We start from the raw sequence: 24,183 nt of genomic DNA, 5'->3' as shown, positions 1-24,183 counted from the left end.
GCCACCGGGGAGAACCCGTGGCCACCAGCGGGGAGAACTACTGGCCGCCTACGGGGAGAACTTCGTGGCCATTGACACCGGCGCAAGGCTAGTTCGTGTTGCAGCCGCTCTTCCGACAGTTTTCCTGGGCCGTAAATCTTCGATCCGTTCGCGGTTGTGATCGTTGATGCCATCTTGTCTCTCCTTTCGATTTCTCGGTGTCTGCCCAACAGTATGAACTCACGTTCGGACTTGCGGCACTCATCCGCTGGTGGGTCTTACGGTGTGCTCGTAGTTGTGTGTGTCGAGGCCTTCGCGCATTGTGTTTCTACAGCCGCGACTCGGCGCATTGCGGCTGACCAATCGCAGTGCCCGCCGCTATAGGTCGGGAAGCGCCCGTACAGATCTCGCACCGGAGAGGACGGTTTCGCCGTCGCTGGTGCTGCGCGCCATTCGATCTCACTGCACCACCACGCCCAGACTTTCGACTCGCGGCGGTACCTGGTCTGTCTACGTTCGAGCATCCCTGAGACACCCAGATAGCCTGCGACACCTGCATACACGCGCTCGCGGTTCACCGCCTGCCCGCGATGGATCAGACGATTCGCCGTCAGCGCGGTCAGAACTCCCTCAAACACGTCGATCGAAACGCCCGTCGTATGTCGGAGCCGAGCCCGAGACAATTCCGGGGCAACGCTCAGGGTCCAGTGGACCATCGCGGCTACAGGTCCGAGCTTGTGGTGTTGCCAGACATCACGACCCAAGTGATTGAGGTATGCCCGGGACCGCTCGAGAGCGTGTTCCGGAGCGGGGGGCAGGGGGTGGGTAACCTTGTGTCCGACCTTCTGGACTGCAGGTATGACTAACCGGTACGCGGCGGCCTTCGGGCCTGAATGTGGGCGGGTTCTTACGAGCCAGCCGGCATCTATGAGCTCCCAGACCGTGGCGGCGAGGATAGTTTTGGTAGTGGCGGCCGCGATTGCCCAGCGGCGTACGTCGAGCTCGAAGTCGTCCGTGCTGTCAGCTCGGTACATGAGGTCTGCGATCACTGCGAGTGCTGCCCACCGGCGGAAGCCTTGTGCAGATCCACGGAAGAATGGCGTGTTCTCGGCGGCCGCCAGCGCGGCACGGACGTGTTTGCGTGCATGACTGAGGACGTCGGCCTTGGGAGTAGCTGGTGCGGCTGCTACCGCGTTCAGGGCGCGCTCCCACTGGTGTGCGATGTGAGCGTGGGGGGTCTTCCGTGTTCTGCGGCCGCCATATCCGGCGCCGCCAGGTTCAGTGCGGAGGTGTTCGAGTCCGGGGAGTTGGTCGGTGAGCGCCGCGGCGGTGATGTCGTCGAGGGACCAGTGTGCGTGCGCGGCAGACAACATGATGGACCACGAGATTCGGGACGTGTCGGCGGATGCGGTTGGGGCGGTGTTCGCGAGAGCCCGAATGTGTTCGGGGAGTGGTCGTGTGGTGCCGGGGATCATTCCGCGGGTGCAGTCGATTGTCCGCAGCCGTTTCGTCAGTGTGACGGAATCGCGATGGCGGTCGGTGCGCGTGGAAGCTGGCATGGTGCCGCCCGCCCATGCGGTGAGGTTGTCGACGACGCTGGGGTCAGCGCCGGTGTCGGCCCACGCAAGTGCGGCGGCGGCGTTTCGGCCGGCGGTTCTCAGTGGCTGTGATGGCGCGCCGTAGCGGTGGGGTGATCCAGGTGCGCGCGCACAACCGGATGTGGGGTTGAGGAGGCCGGAGGCGTCGAAGGTGTCTTTGTACTTCTGCGTGAACGCCGCTGCGAGTGAACGAACTTGAGTGGCAGTGACGGTCTCGGAGAGTCGGATCCACAGGTGCCGACTGTGGCGGCCGCCGGAGGCGCAGAGTAGGTGTGGGGTGTCGAGTTGGTGTAGTCGACGACTGACTTGTTCGGCGGCTCTGCGTGCAGCGCCGGGCTGGTTACCTTGCCTGTCGTCGAAGTCGAGGCACAGCAGCCGGAAGCGGCCGCGCGAGTCTGCGAGGTAGAGAGCCCACGGCACCTCCGGTGCCTGGGAAGGCATCCGGGTGGGGGCGTAGGTGTGTTCGCCGGCGGTGTCGACGCGGATGGTGAGGCGCGGCGACCAGCGGCGCACCGTGTCGAAAACGGTGGTAGCGAATGTGCAGTTGTCGGGGTCGGTAGGTGTGACCGACCCGCCCGAATTGGGCAGGGAAGTGGACGCACACCGGGGCGTGCTTGTACCCTGGACATCACGTAGCAAGTGAGTCCCTTCTGGTGGGAGGGACACCATGTCGGATCACCGAGCTCCAACTCGGCCGACCTAACTCGAATACTCGAAACCCCGTTCCTGCAAGAGCGGGGTTTCGTGCATGTCAGGGTGTGTTTTCGCCCCTGAGATGCTTGATTCTGTGGTGCCCTAATATTGAGTTATTGGGGCGCCGTCATCGGCGCAGAGACTAGATAGCCAGCGCCAATACCCCCTGCTCTTCGAGACGGCGGGGAATCGAACTCTCACTCAGCATCTTGCGTGCGAGCTTCGGGTCGAGTGCGAGTTCGTACATGTCGGCGAGCGCACCGGTGAAGGCATCGCCCTCGCAGTTGCGTACGCCGATGGTCAGGAGCGTCGAGAACACGAGCATCATCGGGATCTTCCCGTGAGGGGAGAGCGCGGAGCGGATTTCTCGGGCGCGGGTTTCGACGGGGGTCGGAGCGCGGCCTGTGATGCTGGTGATGGCGTCATGGGCGCTCGGGTCGAACTGCACCTGGCCGTCGACAGTGGTGCGTGTCAGCGGTAGCAGTTCCCTGAAGACTTCGTCGAACTGGTCGATGTGTCGGGTGCCGATGAGCAGCATGGTGCCCACGACGTCACCGAACGGGGTCTTGGTGTTGTCGGCGATGGATCGGATCGACGAATCGACATCCGCGCGGACGCGGGTGGCAATAAACTGCCGGTCGCCCTTGGACGGTCGTCCGCGGCTACCGGCCGCGCTGCAATTTGCAGGCATGGCACGCCTCTCAGATGGTGGTTTCATCTCCGATGTCGGTGACTTTACATCACTGCCGACACCTTTCGGATAAGGCTATGGGTTGATTTCCGCTGCGGGCTGCAGCGACACACCATTATCTGAAAATGGTTCGTGAGAGTGCGGCACGAATTGCCCGGCCCCTCAACACAGGCGGACCAGCAGCGATGCGAATCCGCCAGGCACCGGAACCCCTCGTGGAATGATCGCGAAATCGGAGACACACCGCATTCGGGAGGTTCGCAAATTCATGGGTAAAACGATTGGCGCGGACAGCGATCGGGAATCGGGGTCGAGTTCGAACGCACAGGCACGGTTGATTGCAGCGGTGCTGGCCCTCGCAGCTCTCGCCGCGGTTCCCGGCGTTGTCGTGGCAATCGTGTTCGCAGTCTTGGCATTCGAGATCCGGCGTGTCCGAGTCAAGATGTGGACGATATGGGCGGCGGTGACCGCCATCATCGGCATCGCCGCCGCTGGCTTCTCCCTGACTACCTGGTTGTACTGGTCGACGTCCTTCACCACCCGGATCTGGCTCCATACGCCGGCCGCAAATCTACCGCCAGACAGTTCAGGCCTACTCGGTTGGTCGCGGGCAAATGCTGACATGAGCATCCTGCACGTCATCTGGACCCAGTTGTGGTTCGGCGTGCCAGTAGGTTTCGCGCTCGCCGCCGTCTTGATCGTGCTGTTCCGTAGCCGCCCACGCGCACTAAGAGGCCGAATCGAAGGCGCGGAGCACTCCAACATGCGGCCCGTGGGGATCCTCGATCGTCGGCGCCGTGACATCGAACGAAACAAAGTTGCCTCCGGGCACTACCTGAGGGGCTGATATGTGGAAATCTCGCTTAGGGCCGGTTGTCGCAGTTGGCCTCGGACGGTACGGGCAGCCAGTACTTCGCCCCCTCAATAGTTTTAAGAACGCCACGCTCATCGTCGGCGGATCCCGCACGGGTAAGACCCGACTGGCGTCGTCGATCAGCGACCAGCAAGTTCGGACTTTTGGCGGTGGTTCGGTGACGATCGACTACAAAGGCGACGACGCGGTCGTAAAGGAGAAGGCCCGGCTCGCACAGCAAGAGGGCCGATCGTTCCTCCATTTCTCCCTGCTTCCGCCCAATGGCAGCGGCGAGTACCCGCAACTGCATCCCTATGCGCCGCCAGTCCCCGCACGCTATGACGGATTGGCGCGGGGCAATGGGAAGTCCAAAGCCGAGATGTTTCTCAAATCCGTACCGCGAGACGGTGACGCCGCCGCCTACCTAAGGTCAGCGCAGGAGGTCAGCGAATTAGCCTGGAACATAGCAGCATTGACTGGTTTCGACAGGACTGTTGGCCAAGACGGCAAGACCCGCATCTCTTCGCTGGAAGTGCTGACGAAGATGCTGTCGACGGCGACCGACGGGGAGTTGGAGCGGCAAGCACAAGCACTCAGCATCGGCACAGTGCTCAAGTACTACCCGCACCTGTCCGTACGTGATGCGGAGGTTCGGATCGACTCGCTTCGCGGACGGGTGCAGGCGGTCAGCGCGGAGTTGAAGAAATCAGGCAGCATTGTCGCGAAAGCCGTCTCTTCCACTCGCGAACTGGCCTCCACTTACGTCAATTCCTCGGCGTTCTATCCCGGAACCTTCGGCACCGGTCGAGCGCCTGCCGGTCAAATCGACCTGATTCGTGCGATTCTGCGCGGTGAAATCGTAGTTTTCAGTTTGCCCGCGCAGATCTATCCGGATTTCGCCGCCATGATGGGAACGATGATCCTGCTGGATCTGCAGAATGCGGTGGCGACCCTACGAGGTCGGCAGGCTGCGGTAGCCGCATTCCTCGGTGTACCTCTTGGCGGTGCCGACAGCACCCCGTGGCCACCGTTCGTCGTACAGATCGAAGAACTCGGCTCAGCAGCGAATCAAGCATCAGCGGAGGCCCTGATCAACCTGATCAACAAGAGCGCCGACGTCGGCATTCGTGTTGTCGTATCCACCCAGTCCCTGTCGGACATCCGCACGATCGATGATGGGAAGGGAGTGTGGTTGCAACGACTGTTGGGGCTGATCGCCAACCTGTTTGTACTGCAGATCGGAAGTCGCGACGACGACGAGGAGGTATCCGACTTCTCAGGGTCCGTCACCAAGCAGTACGCAACGAACGAGACATCAGTGTCGAACAATCGCTTTCGTTTGTTCACTGGGGCATCGGAATCGAAGAAGGTGCGTGGCGCCGAGCAACAGGAGAATCGCATCCCGGTCGGCACCGCACAAGCCTTGGACCGAGACCAGCGGGAAATGCTGTTCGTGACCAAAGATCCGAAACTGCAGTCCGTGCACACCACCGCGCCGGAAGGCCCGAACAACTGGTACGAGGTGCTGGAGATGGTGACAGTCCTGGAAGCAGCCCATGGCTACAACCCATTCGACGCTGATCCCGAAGTGATCCAACAGATGCGTGACGCTGCCCGCGAACTTGGCGCAGGGCTCAACGCCGAACTGGCAAAGCCGGATTCGCTTCTCTATCAGATCGTCGACAATTCCGATGCGAAGGTGGATGTAACACCGAAGGCCGGACCGACATCGTTCACGGCGGACGTTTCCGCTGTTAGTGAGCCGCCACCGGAAGATCTCTACGCCGACCCTTACGATGCCGGCGCCACCGTTGACGTCTACGAAGATGTGCCACCCGCGCCCGACCCCGCTGGATGGGATGCCCTGATCGCATCTGACCCGCGAGATCGCTGACCTCGCGTTCTTTGCCGAGTAGGGCCCGGGCCTTCGACGCTGGGCCCTACTGATCTCATACCATTCACGATCCCTCCGCCGGAAAGTCTTGCGCACCAGCAGTTGCGAGGATCGCCGTCTTCCATGAGGCGTTGCCCGCTCAGCCTCACGTCTTCCGAAGCAATCCGGTCACTCCAGCGACAAGGATCGCGGTGAATATCCAGGAGGAAATCCGTAGGACCGGAAACCGCCAGGTCACGAGGACTGACGCCTGTGAGCTCGTTGTCCAATCAGGTCGCAAGTTCGAGTTCGATGCCGGAATGACGTTTGTCAGTGCAAAACTCACAGGATTGAAGCACGGGTAGTCCGGGTAGTTGGCGCAGTCCTCGTTTGCCGTGATCGCATGCGGAAGTTCACTCCCTGGGTTGATCGCGTCGTATGCGCTTGCTGCAGCCCGCGCGGCCGCCGGGTTCGTCGGAACGAAATCCGCGCGGTTGAAGGATACGAGCGTGATGCCGAGAACGAGCGCCAAGAGAAGCCACGCCGCATCACCTCAAGCGAGGCAGCCTGCCTCGTGCAGGCAAGAACCGCAGGTCAAGGAATTCGGAATCGCGTGTTACCCGCAGCCGCCCCCTCTGCATGAGGGATGGCAGTTACAAAATCCGGCGATGACCGGAACACCGTCCTCTATCGTTTCCAGCATCGGAGTTGCATCACAGACAGAGGGCCTAAATTCATGCCTTTACCTGCAGTGATGCCTCATCATGACGGAAGGGGCGAGTGTGTCGCAAGACGCCGAACTGGATGGCCGGCTCGCGGTTGTTCTGCCAGACGGGTTCAATCCCGCACGCGACGACAAGCGGATCCCGGTGCGTCGTATCTACGGCATGTACAACCCCGCACGAGATTCCATTCGGGCCAGTGTCGACCAGCTGCTCGGGAGAAGCCCTGAACCAGTTTCGCAGGATGAGATGCACCGGCCGAGTATGGAGAAGGACCACGCCAGCGTTGTGGCACCCGTGCTCGAATCTGCAATCGCACCAAACCCGAACTGGGACTACGACGGTGACGAGCGTGTCTACAAGTGGATGCTCAATCACCGCGACGGAGTGTTCGTAGCGTCCGACGAGGCAGGAAACGAGCTGCAGGACTCGGCCGGCAAACGAATCTTCGTCGACGACCTTGGCCGTCGGGTCACTGACCCGGATGCCGACACCGCTGTGGACAGCGCTGCCACCGGAGAGAACACCGACAAGGCCCCCACGAAGAAGCGCTGGTTCGGTAGGGGCTCCTCGCTGCTACCTCGAAGCAAAGCGAAAACAGACGAAATACCTGATCTGTACGACCAACACGGAGTTCAGCTCGTCGACTTCGACATCGCCAAAGTCGGCAAGTCCGGTGTCCTCGGAAGTCGATACCGCGGCCGGAAAGCGCTGGCGCTCAGCAGCTCAGCCCTCGCGTTCGTTGCGGTTGTCGGTTTGATCATCGGTGTCACCGTCGGGCGTTCGGCGGTGCCGGCCGAAGGCGCAATCTCGCCCTCCGATGCTGCCGCATATCGACTCACCACCTTCCCCACCAACGCGGCGACAGCATTTGCACAGCAATACCTCACAGTGTGCTTGACCCACGGCGACGTCGAAGCTGTGAAAAAGCGAGAACAACTCCTAAAAGCGATGTCAACGCCGGGAACCGCACCCGGATGTGGCTGGACATCAGGTGGCCTGCAGCAAGAACCCACCATGATCGCGTGGGACGGGACCGTAACTCCTATCACGGAATTCGCCACCGGTGAGGCCGCCTACCTGGGATTCATCGTTTCAATGGCGGATGGCCAATACCAAACCATGTCCGTTCCAGTCTGGGTGAAATCCGGCAAGACCGGCAACGACTTACGGATAGTCGGCGACGTCGGGGTGTCCGCCCCGATGCGCCTGGAAAACCCACCACCGGCGAAGGCGAAGCTGACCGAGGATATGCAACTCGCAGGCCAGGTGAAGGACTCTTTGTTGGCTCCGTTCTTCTCCGCATGGGGCGCCTCGAACGCCGGCCAGCTCAATCTCGTCCTCGCAGATACGGCCGGGCCGCGAGCACGAACCGGTCTGGGTGGTGTCGTGACGAAGCCGCAGATCGAGAAGGTGACGGTGAGATCACCGCGCGCCACCAACACCGCGTCGAATCAAGCGATCGTCTACCAAGACGGGGACATCGCAGTCGCCGAGGTTCGAGTCACATGGAATGTTCCGGCATCTGAGTCGATGCAGGCCAGTGGATACCGCGTCGACGTCGTCCGAAACTCGGGCAAGTGGCTAGTCACCGACATTCGCGCGGGTCTTGTCGACCGTGAGGGCGCAGCGAGTAGTGGATCCGGCCTGGGATCGGCGACCGATCTCGTGCCCGGCGCTGCCTCGACCCGAGGATCCAACGACGGCGAATAGGCCGGTCGTACAAACACTTCCGGTAGACGCCGGCAGAGGAGAAAGGAAGTTCCATGAGAACACACAGCACCGTCCTGGTCGTGGCTGAGGGAGCCAGCGGAATCACCGATTCCATCGGAAATCTATCGACCATGTTGAAGGTCATCGGTGGCGCCCTGCTCGTGCTGATGATGATCGTCATCGCAATCATGATCGCCGTGGCATCCGCGAAAGAAGGCGGGTGGCGATCGAGCATTCAGAAGCTGCTTGGCGTGCTCGCCGCAGGCCTGGTCCTAGGCGGTGGACCCCTGTTCATCGGATACATGGTCGAGGCCGGTGAGTCGGTGCCCGGAAACGGTGGCGGCGGAGCAGGCAACAGCCAAGTCGAGTGACATAGAAATCAAACCGGACGACAACGGCAGCGGAGGACGAATATGCCCGAAGGGCGGGAGGCGCTTGACCGCACACATGTGATGAATCACCGAAACCGCATGTGGCAGTTAGGTAAAGATATTTCCCTTGCGTCGATCGGCGGTGTCGACGGGCAGCTTGCAGCGGTGTCGGTGTCGGCGGCAGCGGTGGCAGGCGTCATTTTGCTGCCGATCGGATTCGCTATCGGAAAGACATTTCTCACTGTTGTTGTCGGAGCGTTGGTCGTCTTCGCCGCGACTTATGTATTGTCCCAATGGAAGTGGGGGAGTAGCCACGAATCGCCTTTCCAGTTCGTTCGGCTGTCTTGGGCGAGGATCTTCAAGAATCCCGACCTGATTTCAGGCGGCACATCGAATAAGAACCCCGGAAAGTTGGAGTGGACCGCGGTCATCTGGCGTCCTGAATGGGCGCGGGTCAATCTCGACACACCCCTGCAACGGCCGGTCTATGACCCGAAACCCGTTGGTACCGGCGATTTCTTCCCGAAGCGGAAAGCGCGAGTCACCTTCGATCAATTACTCGAAACATCAAGTTCAACAAACTACGGTCAGGAGACGCGACCATGAAGATCCTCATCATCATGGCGTTGGTCGGAGTCTGCCTCGCAGGCCTCAGCTATTGGGTCGCGAATCGATGGCTCACCAACAAGGGCGGCAAAAAGTCGAAGGCCCCCAAACGGGGTACCGATCGCCAGCGTCTCGGTGTGCGTTACGCAGAGGACGGCTTGTTCCTGATCGGTGACGGCATGTGGACAGGGGTGATTCTCCCTGGAAACAGTGACGACTTCACCTCAGGCACTCAGCAGGAATTCGCATTCGACCGATCCACCGATTTCTACAAGCAACTCCTCATGTGGGTCGAAGCTGAACAAGGCCGCGACGCATCACTGATCTGCCACGAATTGGTCCGCTATCAGCCCGTCGACACCTCCCGTTGGGAAGACGAACTCGATCGAGCGATGTGGGATCCGTCGAAAATGTTTCAGACGTTGACGACCAAAAAAGTGGCCCCCCACATCTCCGAGACCACACCAGAACCACGGCGGGTCCTGATGATTCGGCTGGGAACTTTCTCAGGCCCGAGCATGTCTGATCCGATGACGCTGATCCTTGGGAAGGCAGACCACGTCGCCGAAGAGCACTTCCGGTCAAGTGATCTTGACCCATTTCGTGACGCTGTCGACACGTTGTTGGGACGGCTGTCTGCGTCCGGTGCCGAATTGGTCACGCGAGCTGATCTGGTTTGGCTCACTCGTAAACCCCTCTACGGACATTTTCAACCACCGACTGATCGCGACTATCAGTCCACACGACCTTGGCGTGCAGGATATTTCGATCAGATCGTCGATTTCGACGCGCACAATCTGACGGACTGCGTTGAAATCACAGAGCCCTTCCCTGAAACGGACGAGCCTCGGAAGAGTTACACGACGACCCTAGTCATCGCCGATGGCGACTCCGTCCTGCCGTTCCACTATCACCGCGCATGGGGACGTGCGCTGCGTGCGATGCCATTTCAGGTCGAGGTGAGCTGGCGCTACAAGCTCATGACATCAGAGGCCTGGAAGAAGCTTGCGAAACGTCGTATCGGACTCATCAAAGATGAAGCGACAGACCGCGGTGGCGCAGGCAAAATCGACGACGCCAAATTCTCCGAGGTGCTTGGCGACGCCTTGGACCTCGAACGCGAACTAGACATCGAACCCACACCCGCGATGATCGGGCAATTACGACTGACCATCTCGTGCCCCTCCCGAAAGGAACTCACCAAAGCCGTCCAGGACGTGCAAGCAGCATTCACCGACTTCACCCTGCACGTCCCGCTCAACATCCAGCATGCGCTTCTGCGCGAGCAGATCCCGGGTGACCCTGATCCGACCTACGTCGGCAAGGTCAACCTTTGCGACGACACGCTCGGATACGACCTCGGTACCCGGTGGACGAACCTCGAAGCGCTTGCACTGGCCAGGCTCGACTCGTCACCAAGCGTCGGGGACGCAGTGGAAGTGAGCCGCAACGGTCAGGTACTTGGGTGGCGCGGCGTCGCCATCGGGTACTGCATGGAGAACGGCGCAGTCGTGCACTTCGATCCCCACGTGCAGGTCGCACGTAACAACGGAGCGGGAATCGGCATCATCGGCGCATCCGGTGGCGGCAAATCTGCCCTCGCGCTGATGTTGTTCTTCTGGATGTCAGAGTCAGGCACTCAGGTGGTGGCCGCCGACCCGAAGAATGACATCGAAAGATTCTGCTACTACATCTCGTTCGGTCCGCAAGTTCTCGACCCCGACTTCGCCAACCACGCCCGCGCCGGCACTCTCGGCACTCCTGAGTCGAAGTTTCAGCCGATCAACCGAGAGTTCTGGGACGAAACTGACATTGTCGACCTCTTCGGCGGCCCGCGAGGAATGCTGTGCGCGTGGGCCTTGACCGACACCTACGAGGACGGTGAAGCGCTGGCCCGTGCGCAGCTCGAGTTGCTGATTCCTGACCGTTCGGATCGGGATCGCTTGGAGCAGGGCTTCTATGCGATGAAGGAGCACTACCGCAGTGCTGAGAGCAGCGGAGAGAGCTACATTCCGACCTTGACGGAACTGTCGGCGTCGCTATACGAAGAAATTGAGACCCTTTCCGAGGCCGCTGGCGAAGGCAATACGGACTGGTCGTCACGGCTGCCGGCGAAACACGAGTTGTCACGCCTCCAAGGGTTGAAGTCGCGGCTGGAAGGTGCCTCCGTAAATCCCTACTCGCGTCTGCTGTTCGGCCAGGCAGACAGGTCTGTTGGCTTCCGAAGCATCAAGAAACGTCGCACTGTCATCACACTTTTCCGGTTCACACCGCCCGACCCGAAAAAGCCTGCTGCGGAGTGGAGCGATACTGAACGTGAGGCTGCAGCAGCCATTTTCACAGCCTTGCACCGGATCAACAATTTCTTCGGTGACGTAACGGAATCGGTCAGTCCGCATTCCAAGCGGCGGGGGCGTCGACCTCGGGCTCTGTTTATCGACGAGGCATACATCGTGACGTCGATTCAGGCTGGACGCGAACTGATCTCGAGGGCTCTGCGCCAGGGCCGGTCACTGAACTTTGTCGTCGTGTTCATCTCCCAGCAGGCCAAAGACATTCAGATGATCGAGCAGGCGATGACCGACGCCGCAGAGACTGATCAAAATCAGTTTTCAACAGTGTTCGTGTTCATGCAGAAGGGCACCGCGGAGGCCAAGTCGGCGTTGGCGCTGTTGCGAGAGCGTTCGGATTCAAACGAGGGGGAGTGGGACGCCCTGGCTAAAAGGTTGCTGCCCTTCACCAAGGGCGGCGACCTGGGTAACGGCGTGTGTGTGATGCGTGACGTCGACAATCGGGTGAGCGTCGTTCAGGTCGACCAGATGCTCGTCGAAATCGCGAACGCATCCGAGACGAACGCGACTATCTCAGCCCACGCGCAGTCGACTCCGATCTCGGCGGACGCGATGGACTGGTCCATCAACCCGCTTGCCCGCGACCACGTCCGGAGCGGTGTCAGTACAAAGGCGATCGCCGTCGCCGACGTCGACGACCACCACAGCTATGAGTTCGACGATTTCGCTGAACTCCTGAGCAACTAATCATGATCGACGAGCGACAGGATCACCCATGGTGACGTTGAGTACGGTGGCACAGGCACCGGCAGCGGTCTATCCATTTTTCGCGCGATACGGCCGAATACTGGAAAAATGGGTGGTCGGCGCGTTGGCGACGCTGTTCACCGTGGCTGGACTGCTCTCGATCGCAGGCATACGAGGATTGGTCGCGTTCGCCATCGTCGGCGGCAGCGCTGTAGGAATCTGGTACGGCGCCAGGCGGTTACCCCAGGCGACCGGCGCTTTGTTGTCGACCCTGACATGGATCGGGTTGATCGGGTCGCTGGCTGCGGCAGTGGGCCCGGTGTACGCGATGGTGCATACCGATTTCCTCGTCCTTTACCCGATCAGCTTGCTGGCGGTTCTCGCCGTTACGTATGTGTTGCACTCCCCGGGTGTGCACCGCGGATGGACCGTCGCAGTAGCGCACGGCACCTTGATGGCGACCTTCCCTCTGTCTGTGGTGTGGCCGAGCACGACAGTTTCTGGAATTGGCTTTCTGGTCGGCACATTCGGAGCTCTCGCGATCGTTCTCTGGCGCGACAGGAAGGGCACCCGGGTAAGGCCACAGCGCACAGGGGGCCGCCGGTGGGTCACTCGGATGGCCCGTGCGACGGCGTACGGCTTGATCTCGGTCGTTCTTTTCGGATCCATCGCTGTTGCGAATCCGATTCCAGCTGAAGCCAGCCCGATCAGTTGGGTCTCGGACAAAATCGGTGGCGCCGCATCCGGCGCTATGTCTGACGTGGTGTGCTCGATCACGCGCCCTGACCTCGGCGGGCAAGGCATCGGGACGGGTCCAGAAGGGTTCTTGTCGAACCGCAACCTCGGCAAGGTCGAGAACCGGAATCGGGAGGTTCCAGACTTCGCCAAGGACGCAACGCAATTCACCCGTGCTGCAACGGCCACCGATCATTCGATGGATTCGTACACGCTCTACGAGATCTCTGGGCTTCGAGGCGTCAAGTGGGTCAACTGGCAGTTGAACGCCGAAGGCGAAGAATCGTGCGCGATGATGCCCTGGATCTCCACGATGGTCGGGAATCTGATCATGCAGGGGAACGTGTACATCCTGCAGGCGACTATCGCCTTGAAAGAATATGCGCAGGCGAAGAACCCGATTCAGGGTGTGTACCAGAATGTTTCACCCGTTGTCTCTAATCTATACAACTACTTTTTCATCCCTATGGCGGGCGTGATGATTCTCATCGCCGCCATTTCCATGGCAGTACGGGCAGCGAGTGCAGGCGGGGTGCGCCAGGGGATCCAAGACGCGGGCCTGACAGCAATGGTGGCGATGGTCGCGGGGGTCATGTACGGCGGTGTTGCGGTAGCTTCCTGGGCCAAACCGGACGGCAACGGCTTCTACATGATCGCCTCTCTCGGAGACCACATCGGAGGAACGCTCAGCAGCGCAATCGCCAACACCGTGTTCGGGACATTGGACCAGCAGGCACAGGGTCTGATGTGCCAGGCACCGCAAGCACTTCCGGGCGCGCAAGCAACCGACCCTGGTCACCGATTCACCTCCTGCGTTCTCGCAGAAACATTGGTTTACCAGCCGTGGGCCGTAGGACAATTCGGCAAGGCCGGCGAGGAACCGATCACTCCCCCTGCCGAGCCGAACCGCTTCGGCAATCCCATCGCCCGTGAAGGGGCCATCAGCCGCAGCGGCGACGAAGACGGGTTGCCCTGCTACAACAACTACCGCGGCTGCAACGACATGCGGTCCTATCTGCTGGCCCAGACCGGCGGCCCGTCGATCGACCGGGCCCGGGCCGATTGCCTTGACGGCGATGACAGCTTCGAAGCCCTCAGCAGTTGCGATCCGACCTACGCCGTAGCCGCGAGCCTGAACAAGATATCGGGGTCTGACGGCAACGATCCCGTTGGGAAGTCGAATCTCACCCCAGACGAGGCGGCTGCGGCGTTGTCAGCGTTCTCCGGCAGCGGCACTATGCCGCACGTCGCGAAAGCCATCTCGGCTCTCTTCGGGACCGTGATCGCTTCCATCGGAATCGCAGCGATGTCCTTGATTGCCCTCTGGTGGCACGTGATGTTGCTGGTGGCGTTCATCCTCGGGCCGATGAGACTCGTGTGGGCGGCGTTCCCGGGCAAGTCGAAAATGATGAAGAACTGGATAGACGACATCGTCTACGCACTGCTGATGGCCACCGTCTATTCCGTTCTGTGCACGTTGATGGTGTTCATGCTCGGAATCATGTTCACCTCTAGCGTCGCTACAGGTTTCAAGCTGCTGTGGAGCGTCGCCGTTCTGGTGTGCATGTGGGTTGCGATGAAGAAGATCGAAGCCGCGGCCCGGCCAGAAGGTGCTGCACAAGTCGGTGCTGCCTCGACTGTCCAAGGTGCGGCTCTCGGAGCGTTGAGCACCGCAGCGGTGATGTCCGCGGCCGCTCGCCGACGCGGCGGTTCGGGACGTGGAAAGCAAGCGGAGGGCGAGACAGACGAGACTGCGAGCCCTGCTCGCGCACAGCGTCGCCCCAATCGACCGTCCCCGTCGAGGCCGAATGCTTCCGGCCCCGGTAAAACGTCTCCGTCAGGCTCAGGCCAGTCGGGGAGCGCTACGAAGCCCGGCGGTGGGAAGGCTGCTGCGGCCGCGCAGGCAGCGGAATTCTTGTCACGGCCTGTCGTCCAAGGCGTCAAACGTGGCGCTGGACGCGCTGCGGCCGCCACTGGTGCTGCAGTCCGAAACAACCCGCTCGTCGCGGGTGCCGAGCAGCTGGGCGGACAAGTCGTGGGCGGCGTGCGAACAGCCGGCGGACGCATCGTCGATGCGGGCCGTGGTGTGGCACTGCGAACCTACGGCGGACAAATCCCATCGGCGACCAGAGATCGATGGCTTCAGCAGAGCGACGGAAACCTGGCAGGTGCCGGGTCCAGGGCTCGTGCGAGAGCAGTCCGAAGCGCACAAACCAGACAAGCACATGAGCAGGCCATGGCCGGATACCGGGAAGCAATGCTCGGCGCTCGAAACCGGAACGACTGAGAGTAGGCAGCGATGAACGAATACAACCCTGATGACTCACGGCTACCCGGTAACGGCGCGATACCCGCAGATACCGAACTGCATGCCCGTATGGCTGCACTGCAGACCCGGCGAGAGGGGTTGACCGTAGCCGGAACGAACTTCGGCATCTTCTACGACGAGAGCGATCCGCGTGAGGCTGAACTGCAGGTGACTTTCGACGACGGCACCGCCCTCAGCCGTGTCGTGCTCGCGCTCGATCCTGCTGCCCTCGTGGAGCTCTCGGATCAAGCCCGAGAGGTATTGCAGGCGCAACGCGCCGCTATCGAGGCAGACCTTCCGCCTGGCTTTGTTCTCGCTGTCGCCGGGCAGGACGCACCTGAGCCCTTGGACGCAGAACATCAGACCGAAGAGGACGAGGAGAACGACGACACTCGCAGCAAGTACGCCCGGGCATCCGATCCCATGAACCTGCGTGGACTCGTTCAGAATCTCCCCCCGATAGCCGGCGTGCCCAGCAGTCGGTGGTTACCGATGGTCATAGGCCTGGTCGTGATTGTCGTCGTGCTCGCCGCGCTCCTGGGCGGCGCTTTGTAGATGGATGAAAACCGCTGCCACAGCGGTCCCATCGCGCGGTGGCGGGCATGCAGGGAGGTCACCGGAACCGCGACCGCCAGAATGAGGGCTATCGGAGGTGCGTACGAATGAACGATAGGCCGAAGAGCCCAGAGAAAACACTGACGTGGGGTCAGTACGGTCAGTTGCTTACAGCGACGATCGCGACTTGGCTGTCCGCTGCGCCTGGCGGCATCGTGGTTGCTGCGCAAACATTTTGGAGAAGTCGCCCTACACGCGTAGTCGTGTTGGCGTTGATCGCTGGCATTGCACCCGCGTGGACATTCTCCTCCGATATCGCGCAGCACGCGAGCTACATCGTCGCATTGGCAGCAGCTGGATGGCTGGTCCTGACTCTGACAGCAGGTGGCGTTCGCGGGGCATTCAGCGTCACCCGACGACGGGGACGCCAATGAGTAGCGTCAGACGCGCGGCCGCGATTGCGTGCATGGGCGCGTTCCTTACAGCGTGCGGCGGCCAAGCTGCGGACCACCCGGAGTCGTCCGCATCGACCACCGCAACAATTCCTGGCTTCACCACAAGCGCTGAGCCATCGGCGCCGCACGAGTATGAGCCGCCGTACGCACCACCGACAGCTATCCGTGGGAACTCCGTCGAAGCGGCGGAAGCGACTGCGCAACGTTTCATCGTCGGGTGGACCACGTTCGTTCCCTGGGACTTCGAACCTGCTGATGACTGGTTCGCACGCTGGCAAGAAACAGCATCGCCAGAATTTCTGGGACAGATGCAGACGTCGGTGAACCAGATGTGGTCCTGGACATGGAATGAGAAGCGTAAGGCGTTCGATTCTCGAGTCGAGCGCGTCGACAGCACCTCGATCAGTCCGGATGGAAAGTCTGCGGTCACAAGGGTGACGATCAGCCGCTTGATTCTCGGGATGGATCAGCGCGTTGACCAAAGAGAGGAACAGATCCTCACCTACGACGTGCACATGGACCTGTCGCGTTCAGGAAAACCGAAAGTGACAGGTGCCGTCGAGATCCGGTCCGATTCTCCGCCGGCCGCTGCCACTGTTGGCGAGGGCAGGTAAGTGGCGGACAACGGAGGAATCCGGAAGATCCCGTCCTCCGGCGGAGCACGGAAAATCGGAGGAAAAAAGGCGGCAGGTGCGGCCGGCCGTAGAACAGGTGGAACCGGAGGCAACCCGCGCGGAGTCGGGGGGAACACCACCGGGGACCGTGCAGCACCAGGGGCACAGAAGCGAGCCGCCGGCAGAACACCGCCACCACCTAACGCGGCAACACCGTCACCGTCGAACAGCGCCCGGCGACCAGGATCTGCAGGATCACCACCGATCGGGCCCGCCGGTCAACGAGGAAACACTGCCACACCCGCTGGCCGCGGCGGTAGCACTCCGCGACGTGGCCGTCAGGGAGAACGTGAACAGCCCAATGGACCCGCCGGGTCGATGAAGGCCGCCGCTGGCAAAGCGAAAGACACTGCAGGCAAAGCGGTCAACCGCTCAGTGGAGACCGCCCTCGCAGCATCGACAGGCGGCACTGCCTCGTTCCTGTATCGGATCATCCCGAAACCGACGGACAGCAAAGCGGAACGACAGAAGAAGACGCAGCGACTGGTTCTGTTCGGTGGAGGCGCCGTCGCGCTGATTTCGATGTGGATGATTCTGACCTTCATCGTCTCCATGTCGTTCCTCGGACTGCTGAGCGGTACCACCGCAGCGATGGGTGCCGCTGGCACAGCGCAGAACGGGTCATGCACCGATTTCTCAGTTCCTCGGGTCACCCAAGGCGGGCCCGGGGGAGCGGCCGGTGTCCTCGGGTTGCCACTCGACGAAAAGAACATGGTCGTCTCGAGTCCGTTCGGATATCGCGAAATCGGGGTCGGCACAAACAGTCACGACGGAGCCGATCTGGCAGCACCGGGTATCGAGGGTGCCCCGATCTACTCGGTCGGTGATGGCGAGGTCCGCGAGGCCGGACCTGCGAGCGGGTACGGAAACTGGATCGTGATCCGCCACAACGTCGGTGGTCAGATCGTCGACTCGCTCTATGGGCACATGTACGACGGGCATGTTTTCGTCAAACCAGGCGATCATGTCACCGCAGGGCAGCACATCGGGGACGTCGGCAGCGCAGGGTGGAGCACAGGCGCTCACCTCCACTTGGGTATGTACCCGGGTGGGTGGATGGCCGGACAAGGTGTCGACCCGATGCCGTGGTTGAAGAAGTTCCAGGACGGCGCCAGCGCGCAACCAAACGCCCCACCCCCGTCCGAATCCCAGCCGTCAACCGGGGCCCCCGATTCGAAAGCTTCGGAAGCTGATCTCGCCGCGATGCGGCCGTACCCCTTGGACGGCGGCGCACAACAGGAACAAACACTCAACACCGAACAACAGGCCAACGTAGCCGCGCTGATCTCGTCGGCACGCGAATCAGGATTGGACCCCGCCGGCCGTGCCGCGGTTATCGCCACAGCGCTCAGTGGCCAATCCACGAATCTCATATCGCAACCTCGCGACGGCAACGAACCGGTCGGCGTTTTTGCCGAACGCCCGCTTGGCGATTCGAAAATCGACAATCTGATCAATCCGAAGTACGCGGCCAAGCAGTTCTTCGGGAAGTTGAAGACTTACGGCGAAGCCCATCCGGATTGGGCAACTCAACCGATCGCTGACGTGATCATCGGTGTCATGCCCGAACGGGCAAGTCTGCGTGATCAGTTCGTGTCGTGGGAACAGGCCGCTGTCGACACCGTTGCTGCCCTGTGGACCAGCGCTGACGCACAGTCCGGAGCGACTTCCCGGCTTACCTCGGCCACAACGAACCCAAATTGTGCGTCAGGTGTCGTCAACATGGGGTTGGCACCTGGTCTGGTGCCACCCGAGTACGTCCAGATCATCACCGAAGCCGGATCGATCTGTGCTGATATACCGCCAGCCTTCATCGCGGCGATCATCGAGCAGGAATCCGGATGGAATCCGCTGGTCACCAGCGGTGGGGACGGCGTCAATTCCGGTGGCGCTCAGGGCATGACCCAGTTCATGCCGGACACATGGACGTCAATGGGGAAAGACTCAGGCCTGGATCGGAACGGTAAGAAAGAAGCCCCCAATGCGCCGGACCCATTCAACGCGTACGACTCGATTCTCTCTGCGGGGCACTACCTGTGCTACATCGCGGACCTCTTGAAACCGAAGATCGCCAGCGGTGAGATCCGCGGTGACCTGCTCGACTTGGCAGCCGCTGGATACAACGCGGGTGAGGGCGCAGTTATGCAATACGGGGGAGTGCCCCCCTACGGGCAGACCCAGGCGTATGTACCAAGCGTGCGCGCCAAGTACGAGAAGTACTCGCAAGCTGGTACTGCCCCAACTTCCGAAGTGCAGTTGGTCAACTTCACTGGTGGTTCCCAATTCGGCCGCGGCGTCGTTGAAGCCGCCATGACCCAGATGGGAAAGCCCTATGTGTGGGGTGGTGGCGACCCGAATGGTCCGACAATGGGTATTTCACATCCCGAGAACCCGGGCACGCCAGGGTTCGACTGCTCCGGACTCGTCGAGTTCGCCACCGCACGGGCATCGAACGGCAAAGCGACGGCAACGGGAAACACCTGGGCGCAGCTGTCACAAGGAAAGACAATCGACGTCAAGGACATTCAGCCTGGCGACGCTGTGTTTTCCAACGGAACCGGCCACGTCGCGATCTGGGTCGGTGACGGCAAAGTCATCGAGGCACCCACCTTCGGACAGAGCGTGTCCATCAACAACTTCGACCTGTCGAAAGCAGAAAACATTCGGAGGTACGGATGAGAAACCGACTACGCGTCGCTTCGGCAGCAGCGCTGATTCTGATGTTTCCGATTCTCGGGGGATGCAGCAACGGGAGCACTTCAGATCCAGATGAGACCACAACAACAACCGTGGCTGCCACACCCACAGAGGAGTTGCCCCGGTCGCTGTCGCCTATCGACATCACGATGATCGACGTTCACGATCCTGATGCCGTCGCGGAGGCCGCGATCGCGGCCATGTACACGTATCTGCCTCGGGTGGATCTCAACCAGAATGCCGCCATGCTCCGCGCTGCCCCACTGCTCAACGAGAAGATGGCCGCCGGCGCATACAATTACGACCCACCGACGGGCCCTGGCCGCACCTGGGATCGTTGGGCGGACAGCAATACTCTCGTATCGGCGCAAGCGCAGGTCATACCTCAGCAGAGGCCCCCGGACGACACTTTCGCGTTGCGATATGTGACGGTGCAACAGACCACACGTACTCAATACAGCACGCAGAAACTGGCACCGATCTATCTGGTCGTTTCGCTGGAAAACACTCCCGATGGTTGGAGAGTGGCGCAGACCTTGCAGCGGTGACGGATCGGCGAACAAGCCGTGCCGCACTGGGATTGAGCCTTTCATACCGTGATGGATGTCAGCTCGCCCCGTGATCGGAAGGATCCACCATGAGCACTCGAATCGCGTCCATCCTGCACAACGCTGCGGTCGACCAGGAAGGTCGCCACCTCGGGTTCTTCGGCTACCAGCCGGGGCAGCCGATGGTTGTCGTGTTCAATGCCGAGATCCCCACGGGCATAACGGCTATCCAAGCTCTCGGCTTGTTGTTCGACGAATTCAACGTCGGAGAGACTTCCAAAGCCGCCGTGGCGTACCGGAAGATCCACGGCCTGCGGTCGCTGTCAGTAGGGGACGTCGTCAAGATCGACGGACAATGGTTTTCATGCGACTCCATGGGCTGGTCGATGCTCGAGTCGGAGCCACTGATCGTGGCGACTGCTGCGCCTCACGCTTGGAAGACGATGGAACCGTGGGGAGATACGGAACTCGACGGTTTAGCGTGGTCCGCATGAGTATCAGCAGACGCGCGCTTGACCGCACTGGGTCGACGAAAAGCGATCCTGTCGAGTCCGCTGCACGAAGCCTGCGCGGAATCGAGCGGGAACAACAACGATACCGCCGTAACCGCAGCGCAATTCGCGTCTCGGCGATTGTGTTGGGTCTGTGCGGTGCCGCTGCCGTGATCACAGGTTTCGTCGCCGACGCTGAGGTCGGAGCGTGGATTCTGACCGTCGCGGTCCTCGGCGCCGCCGGGTTGAACTACGCGGTGTCTTTGTACGGAGCCGCCGTCATGGTGGCGTCGATGGTCGCAGCGGCAGGCACCACCGTGGCAGTGGGGGTTCATTTCGGGATCGGTGTCGGACAGCTCGTCGCGGTCGGTGCTATCGCGGTGGCAACGTGGATCGTCGGCACGTCACGTAGGTTGCGGTTTCCTCGCACGCCCTCTGTCGTCGCCGCACAGTGGTGTGTTCCGGTGTGCGTTGCCCTGGCTGGCGGACTCGGACATGCCGCCGCGATCAGTTTGGCTTTGGTTGGTACTGGTGCTGCCGCCGCTCTCAGCATCGACGTGGGGACGGTGATAGCTGCGCGGCGGGCATCGAAGCGATCTGGGATCCCGATGAATCCTGGAAGCAACTTGGCGCGGAATCTGATCGGGTTCGTCGAGCCACCCTCTATGGATGCGCACAACTTGCAGGCCGGGATCAGCGCAGAGCAACAGACGGCCGCCGAACTCGCCCGTCTCGGCCCGGAATGGACCGTCCTACATTCGCGCTCGCTCCCAGGAACCAACGCTGACGTAGATCACGTGGTAATTGGCCCCCCAGGGGTTCTCGTAGTGGATTCGAAGCACCGCAATGGTGTCCTGACCTACAGCGGCGATGTCGGCCACACTCCGGAGCGCCGGCAGATCGACGAACTGTTCGGCGCAGCAACAGGTGAGCACAGCTGGACTCTGAACGGGCGGGACGCGACGTTCATCGCCGAATCGTCGGTGTTCGAAGCTGCGTGCATCGACGATCTACTGGCGATGCCGCCAGATCGATTGGTTACTCCGACTGTGCTCGCCGTTCATGGCGCGACGATGAACTCTGCCAGCGGGCCGATGGACGTCGCCACTGACGGCGGATTCCAAACGCAAGTGCAGATCGTTGCGGGCCCTCATATCGCAAGTTACCTGCGGTCGTTGCCGACGCTGGGTAGGCCGGCAGAGTTCATCGCGGACTTGGCGGTGGTTGTCGACTATCTGCTGCCGCCCAAGTAAGCCGCGGCTGATCCAGCATTCGATGTCGCCCATGTCGCGATTTCGGGTTTGGGGCGGTGCGCAGGTAGCCGTCTGGACAGCAGTTCCAACTGGCGTGCGAGAACGGCGACGCCGACCGCGTAGAACGGCCATGCCACCCACATGCCCCCGTGCTGGTCGCTCCAGCCGAAATAAGTAAGAGCCAGCGGTGCGAGCGCTCCGGCGAGGTACATCAGGGATCGTGCAGCTCCTGAGTTCCAGACGCGGCGGATCAGCCATACGGTCATCGCCAATGCAATGAACCCGAGTACTACCTGCATGGCAGTTCCTTTCCGTTACGCCCCGGGGTGGGCTAGCTGACGCTGCCCTTCGGCAACGTCGAAGTTCCGGCGCGGAAGTAGTCACTGATCGCCATTGTGAGATCTGCGGCGGGGCCGCTACTGCTGTCGGGGTCGCCGCCGCCGGTGATGTCCGTGCTGACAAAGTACGCGTCGAGTGCCGGGGCCTGATTGTTCAACTGACTCGGGGCGATCCGGGCGTACAACAGCCAGTCGTCTCCGACCACTCTCGTCGCGTTGATTTGGTCTTTCGTGCTGCCGGTCGTGGCGTTGACTTTGCGATATCCGGAGTCGGGTGCTTTACCGACGGTCGTCGACGGGTCGAGGAACGTCTTGCCAGTCGCCGCAATGACCTCTTCCGTGATCAGTCCGGCCTGGTCATAGGCGATGCGGGTAGGACTGCAGGGTGCGGCCGGGTTCAGTACATCGCTGTCGTTACAAGGCCTTTGAATGTCAAGGCCGGCCGGCGCTGGCTCGATCGGTGCAAGCCGCCCGAGGTCGTCAACAGTGGTGGACAGCGGGTTCTCAGCCGCAGGAAGTACTGCGACCGATACCGTGGGCACATTCCACGTCGAGCTTCCGGAGAGACTGAACGTGCAGCTGTTCAAGTTCCCGGGGCCAATCCCCTTGCTGGTCTCGACCTTCAGTGAACTGACGTCGTTGCCTGCCTTCTCGTACTGATATCTGATGATCTCGGTAACCGGGTCGGTGATGTCGCTGCTGCAGGCGTCTTTGCTTGCTGTCGTCGCGAGAGCTGCAAAGTCTGCAAGCGGTGCAGGAAGGCTCGGTGTGCCGGCATTCGACTGACTCGCACCTCCGGCCGACGAGGTTCCACTACCACCGGGGGTTTCTTCGGTGCTTCCACCGCAGGCGGACAGGACCACGGCCGTCACACCGAGGAGTGCGACGGTCAGGGAGGTTCTGGACATGGCCACGGGTGGAGCTCCTTCACTTGGTCGGTAGCAGTTCTAACAGCAAAAGCATCCCGGTGCAGTCGAGAGAGTCCGCGTGTTGGCCAGATCCTCCGGACGGGTTTACCCCGGCTTTGGTTGCCAATCTATCCGGGTTGATTTTGCCGGACGTCGATCGGATCGATGCGAGCATGCGTCGAGCGTCACGGCTACGTTCGCTTCTGCGGCGTTTCTGCTCGGTCGCTGTCCGCTTGTTCGCTGTCCGCTTGGGCGCAGTTTCCTTCGCTGTTCGCTTGGTCGCAGTTTCCTCAGTCGCTGGTCCCTTGGTCGCAGTTTGCGTGACGGGTGGCTTCCGGACGGGCCCAATAAAGCCGGCGAACGGTGCGTGAGCGGCGTAGTCGAGCGGATCAGGGAGCGGCTCGTATCCTTCGGACCGGTCTGCGTAGTCGTGAAGGATCTCGTCGATAGGCCGAGGCGCAGCTGGCGTAGTGAAGGATCTGCCCTCTGCAAGTTCCTGACGCACCGCAATGCGGTCCCCGTTCGACAGTGCCTGCCACGCCCTACCATCTTGGGCTGCTTCGATCACGTGCATGCGTGCGGCGGCAGTATTGGCAGCCTCAGCGCACTTGAAGTGCTCACGGGACCAGTGGTTCCATTCAGCAGGGTTGTCGCCGTTGATGTCCATTCTCACCTTCGCCCTGGCCATGTCGTATCGAGCGTCTCCGAGTTCTCGGTACGCCTCGACTGCCGCGGGGTGAGTTGGCCGGGCCGGCATGGCTGCGACTTGTTCTCGCCGGTACTCGTCCATCAGCCTGCCTTCGATGAGCCTCTTCGACAGCTTTGCCAGTTCTGGATCTTTCGGATCTGCTTCGACACGTCTGTTGATCTCCGATTCCAACTGAGCTCGGACCTCGTCCGTCGAATCGAGCTCGGTTTGCCTCATGATTAGCTCCCGCGCGGAGGACCGGACCTCTGATCCCAGAGCGTCCTGGTCCGCAGCGGATTTGTTCGTAGCCGCCGCATATCTGGCTTGGGCACGGGCAAGCGCGCTACGTTGCGCTGTCACGGCTGCGCCGCGGCACTTGGGGCAGCGGCGGCCCGG

At 61.4% G+C, this 24,183-nt stretch carries 20 protein-coding genes; 14 read left to right on the top strand and 6 right to left on the bottom strand.

Translation table 11 applies throughout. The features are described from left to right. Positions 1-257: 257 nt before the first annotated feature. Positions 258-2,090, bottom strand: coding sequence for a hypothetical protein (locus tag AC1Q61_RS28165; protein ID WP_075835906.1), 1,833 nt, complete (start codon positions 2,088-2,090; stop codon positions 258-260). Between the two features lie 322 nt (positions 2,091-2,412). Then, positions 2,413-2,961, bottom strand: coding sequence for a hypothetical protein (locus AC1Q61_RS28160; RefSeq protein ID WP_047269201.1), 549 nt, complete (start codon positions 2,959-2,961; stop codon positions 2,413-2,415). A 268-nt stretch (positions 2,962-3,229) separates the two neighbouring features. Between AC1Q61_RS28160 and AC1Q61_RS28155 the strand changes: the two genes are divergently transcribed. Next, positions 3,230-3,808 (top strand): hypothetical protein, encoded by a 579-nt coding sequence (locus AC1Q61_RS28155; protein WP_156519331.1) that lies wholly within the window; start codon positions 3,230-3,232, stop codon positions 3,806-3,808. Between the two features lie 184 nt (positions 3,809-3,992). Beyond that, positions 3,993-5,708: a TraM recognition domain-containing protein gene (locus AC1Q61_RS28150; RefSeq protein ID WP_075835904.1), complete on the top strand. Its 1,716-nt coding sequence runs from the start codon at positions 3,993-3,995 to the stop codon at positions 5,706-5,708. Positions 5,709-5,853: 145 nt separating this feature from the next. Here the strand turns inward: AC1Q61_RS28150 and AC1Q61_RS28145 are convergent, their stop codons facing one another. After that, entirely contained in the window at positions 5,854-6,219 is a 366-nt protein-coding gene (locus AC1Q61_RS28145) for a hypothetical protein (RefSeq protein WP_064113435.1), read from the bottom strand. Between the two features lie 250 nt (positions 6,220-6,469). Here AC1Q61_RS28145 and AC1Q61_RS28140 point away from each other — a divergent pair, with 250 nt between their 5' ends. The 12 genes from AC1Q61_RS28140 (at position 6,470) to AC1Q61_RS28085 (ending at position 21,853) form a co-directional block, all read left to right on the top strand. Next, positions 6,470-8,122: a conjugal transfer protein gene (locus tag AC1Q61_RS28140; RefSeq protein ID WP_197494262.1), complete on the top strand. Its 1,653-nt coding sequence runs from the start codon at positions 6,470-6,472 to the stop codon at positions 8,120-8,122. A 53-nt stretch (positions 8,123-8,175) separates the two neighbouring features. After that, positions 8,176-8,493 carry a hypothetical protein gene (locus AC1Q61_RS28135; protein ID WP_064113437.1) on the top strand — a complete coding sequence of 106 codons (318 nt, stop codon included), beginning with the start codon at positions 8,176-8,178 and terminating at the stop codon, positions 8,491-8,493. A gap of 42 nt (positions 8,494-8,535) precedes the next feature. Continuing rightward, positions 8,536-9,099, top strand: coding sequence for a hypothetical protein (locus AC1Q61_RS28130; protein ID WP_157127678.1), 564 nt, complete (start codon positions 8,536-8,538; stop codon positions 9,097-9,099). Then, the gene (locus AC1Q61_RS28125) at positions 9,096-12,137 is read left to right on the top strand and encodes an ATP-binding protein (protein ID WP_064113439.1); all 3,042 of its coding nucleotides are present in this window, start codon (positions 9,096-9,098) and stop codon (positions 12,135-12,137) included. The genes AC1Q61_RS28130 and AC1Q61_RS28125 overlap by 4 nt, the downstream gene beginning before the upstream one ends. Before the next feature lie 28 nt (positions 12,138-12,165). After that, on the top strand, positions 12,166-15,159 hold the full coding sequence (locus tag AC1Q61_RS28120) for a hypothetical protein (protein ID WP_064113440.1): 2,994 nt from the start codon (positions 12,166-12,168) through the stop codon (positions 15,157-15,159). Between the two features lie 12 nt (positions 15,160-15,171). Further along, positions 15,172-15,735 (top strand): hypothetical protein, encoded by a 564-nt coding sequence (locus tag AC1Q61_RS28115; RefSeq protein ID WP_064113441.1) that lies wholly within the window; start codon positions 15,172-15,174, stop codon positions 15,733-15,735. Positions 15,736-15,842: 107 nt separating this feature from the next. Continuing rightward, a complete protein-coding gene (locus tag AC1Q61_RS28110; RefSeq protein ID WP_125053000.1) occupies positions 15,843-16,169 on the top strand; it encodes a hypothetical protein in 327 nt (108 codons plus the stop codon). Beyond that, positions 16,166-16,804, top strand: coding sequence for a hypothetical protein (locus tag AC1Q61_RS28105; protein WP_047269211.1), 639 nt, complete (start codon positions 16,166-16,168; stop codon positions 16,802-16,804). The genes AC1Q61_RS28110 and AC1Q61_RS28105 overlap by 4 nt, the downstream gene beginning before the upstream one ends. 378 nt (positions 16,805-17,182) lie before the next feature. Further along, positions 17,183-19,543: a peptidoglycan DD-metalloendopeptidase family protein gene (locus tag AC1Q61_RS28100; protein ID WP_075835897.1), complete on the top strand. Its 2,361-nt coding sequence runs from the start codon at positions 17,183-17,185 to the stop codon at positions 19,541-19,543. Then, positions 19,540-20,109, top strand: coding sequence for a hypothetical protein (locus tag AC1Q61_RS28095; protein WP_064113442.1), 570 nt, complete (start codon positions 19,540-19,542; stop codon positions 20,107-20,109). The genes AC1Q61_RS28100 and AC1Q61_RS28095 overlap by 4 nt, the downstream gene beginning before the upstream one ends. An 89-nt stretch (positions 20,110-20,198) precedes the next feature. Further along, complete coding sequence (locus AC1Q61_RS28090; protein WP_064113443.1) at positions 20,199-20,603, top strand: hypothetical protein; 405 nt, start codon at positions 20,199-20,201, stop codon at positions 20,601-20,603. Further along, positions 20,600-21,853: a nuclease-related domain-containing protein gene (locus tag AC1Q61_RS28085; protein ID WP_064113444.1), complete on the top strand. Its 1,254-nt coding sequence runs from the start codon at positions 20,600-20,602 to the stop codon at positions 21,851-21,853. The genes AC1Q61_RS28090 and AC1Q61_RS28085 overlap by 4 nt, the downstream gene beginning before the upstream one ends. On the opposite strand, the gene AC1Q61_RS28080 is transcribed toward AC1Q61_RS28085, so the two are convergent. From AC1Q61_RS28080 to AC1Q61_RS28070, 3 genes are read right to left on the bottom strand one after another with little or no spacing between them, the layout of a single operon-like run. Beyond that, entirely contained in the window at positions 21,832-22,152 is a 321-nt protein-coding gene (locus tag AC1Q61_RS28080) for a hypothetical protein (protein ID WP_064113445.1), read from the bottom strand. The two genes, AC1Q61_RS28085 and AC1Q61_RS28080, sit on opposite strands and share 22 nt — an antisense overlap. Before the next feature lie 32 nt (positions 22,153-22,184). Then, positions 22,185-23,099 carry a hypothetical protein gene (locus AC1Q61_RS28075; protein WP_075835895.1) on the bottom strand — a complete coding sequence of 305 codons (915 nt, stop codon included), beginning with the start codon at positions 23,097-23,099 and terminating at the stop codon, positions 22,185-22,187. Positions 23,100-23,118: 19 nt separating this feature from the next. Next, the gene (locus AC1Q61_RS28070; protein ID WP_064113447.1) at positions 23,119-24,024 is read right to left on the bottom strand and encodes a hypothetical protein; all 906 of its coding nucleotides are present in this window, start codon (positions 24,022-24,024) and stop codon (positions 23,119-23,121) included. Positions 24,025-24,183 lie beyond the last annotated feature (159 nt).

This window comes from Rhodococcus sp. MPR-R1B (assembly GCF_058793255.1).
The sequence above is the reverse complement of the archived record's forward strand: the minus strand, read 5'-3'. Positions and strand labels throughout refer to the sequence as shown.

Coding starts and splice junctions, on each gene's coding strand:
- AC1Q61_RS28160 (WP_047269201.1), bottom strand. CDS start 2,961: ATGCCTGCAAATTGCAGCGCGGCCGGTAGCCGCGGACGACCGTCCAAG.
- AC1Q61_RS28155 (WP_156519331.1), top strand. CDS start 3,230: ATGGGTAAAACGATTGGCGCGGACAGCGATCGGGAATCGGGGTCGAGT.
- AC1Q61_RS28135 (WP_064113437.1), top strand. CDS start 8,176: ATGAGAACACACAGCACCGTCCTGGTCGTGGCTGAGGGAGCCAGCGGA.
- AC1Q61_RS28130 (WP_157127678.1), top strand. CDS start 8,536: ATGCCCGAAGGGCGGGAGGCGCTTGACCGCACACATGTGATGAATCAC.
- AC1Q61_RS28125 (WP_064113439.1), top strand. CDS start 9,096: ATGAAGATCCTCATCATCATGGCGTTGGTCGGAGTCTGCCTCGCAGGC.
- AC1Q61_RS28120 (WP_064113440.1), top strand. CDS start 12,166: ATGGTGACGTTGAGTACGGTGGCACAGGCACCGGCAGCGGTCTATCCA.
- AC1Q61_RS28115 (WP_064113441.1), top strand. CDS start 15,172: ATGAACGAATACAACCCTGATGACTCACGGCTACCCGGTAACGGCGCG.
- AC1Q61_RS28110 (WP_125053000.1), top strand. CDS start 15,843: ATGAACGATAGGCCGAAGAGCCCAGAGAAAACACTGACGTGGGGTCAG.
- AC1Q61_RS28105 (WP_047269211.1), top strand. CDS start 16,166: ATGAGTAGCGTCAGACGCGCGGCCGCGATTGCGTGCATGGGCGCGTTC.
- AC1Q61_RS28100 (WP_075835897.1), top strand. CDS start 17,183: ATGAAGGCCGCCGCTGGCAAAGCGAAAGACACTGCAGGCAAAGCGGTC.
- AC1Q61_RS28095 (WP_064113442.1), top strand. CDS start 19,540: ATGAGAAACCGACTACGCGTCGCTTCGGCAGCAGCGCTGATTCTGATG.
- AC1Q61_RS28090 (WP_064113443.1), top strand. CDS start 20,199: ATGAGCACTCGAATCGCGTCCATCCTGCACAACGCTGCGGTCGACCAG.
- AC1Q61_RS28085 (WP_064113444.1), top strand. CDS start 20,600: ATGAGTATCAGCAGACGCGCGCTTGACCGCACTGGGTCGACGAAAAGC.
- AC1Q61_RS28080 (WP_064113445.1), bottom strand. CDS start 22,152: ATGCAGGTAGTACTCGGGTTCATTGCATTGGCGATGACCGTATGGCTG.
- AC1Q61_RS28075 (WP_075835895.1), bottom strand. CDS start 23,099: ATGTCCAGAACCTCCCTGACCGTCGCACTCCTCGGTGTGACGGCCGTG.
- AC1Q61_RS28070 (WP_064113447.1), bottom strand. CDS start 24,024: ATGAGGCAAACCGAGCTCGATTCGACGGACGAGGTCCGAGCTCAGTTG.